1 protein-coding gene is annotated in these 1,006 nt (G+C 77.6%); it reads left to right on the top strand.

The window, feature by feature from the left end; all coding sequences use genetic code 11:
• Positions 1 to 874, top strand: an 874-nt coding sequence (locus tag AB0G02_RS42310) for a CU044_5270 family protein (protein WP_360806859.1), incomplete at its 5' end; no start/stop codon positions are given.
• Positions 875 to 1,006 lie beyond the last annotated feature (132 nt).

Here is a 1,006-nt window from a genome sequence, read left to right as displayed (position 1 = left end):
CCTGGCGGGGGTGGCCGAGCGGGGGCCGGTGCGGCTGCGCAAGCGGCGGTCGAGGTTCGCGCTGGTCGGGACGTCCGTGATCGGCCTGGCGGCGGCCGTCGCGGCGACGATCACCCTGCTCCCGTCGGGTCAGCCGCCCTCCGGCGGTCAGGCCGGGGCCACGGTGCCGTCGTCCACGTCCACGGCTTCGTCCACGTCCGCGTCGGCCGAGGTCAGGCCGGTCCTGGACGCGGTGCGGGTGCTCGGCTTCGCCGCCGAGGCGGCCCGTGCCGACCCGTCCGCCCCTCCCCGGCCGGACCAGTTCGTCTACACCCGCAGCCACGGTGGCGACGGACCCGACCGGGAGATCTGGCTGTCGGTCGACGGCACCCGGGACGGCCTGCTGCGCGACCACGGCGGGGCCATGCCGCTGCCGGGGTGCGAGAACGGGCAGCGGGACGTGTTCAAGGTGCCGGGGCAGGTGCTGGGTACCGAGCCGTGCGAGCCGAAGCCCGCGTACCGGTCGGACCTGCCGACCGACGTGGACGGGATGCTGGCCTACCTCGACGCGAACGCGAGCGGTGAGCCGGGCAGCGTCAACGCGCGCGGCAAGGACGTGCTGGCGCTGATCCGGGAGGCCTACCTGCCGCAGCGGACCAGGGCCGCGCTGTACGAGGCGGCGGCGCGCGTGCCAGGGCTCAGCGTGGTGCCGGACGCGGAGGACGGCGCGGGTCGTTCGGGGATCGGCATCACCTGGCCGACGCCGGCGGGCTCGTTGCCCGACGCCGAGCCGGTGGTGATCGTGTTCGACGCGACCACCTACGAGCTGCTCGGCACGAACTTCGACGCGATGGTCGAGCAGGCCGTGGTGGACCAGCCGGGGCAGCGGCCCTGACGGGCGGGGGGGGGCGGGGGGGGGGCGGGCCCCCCCGCCCCGCCCACCACCACCGGGGCCGGGGGGGGGGGGACGGCCCCCCCCGGGGGTCCCCCCGGGGCCCCCCCGGACGCGCCGCTGATCCGGCACGGC

The sequence above is a fragment of the Actinosynnema sp. NPDC023658 genome, assembly GCF_040639995.1.
In the GTDB taxonomy this organism is placed as follows: domain Bacteria; phylum Actinomycetota; class Actinomycetes; order Mycobacteriales; family Pseudonocardiaceae; genus Actinosynnema.
The sequence above is the reverse complement of the archived record's forward strand: the minus strand, read 5'-3'. Positions and strand labels throughout refer to the sequence as shown.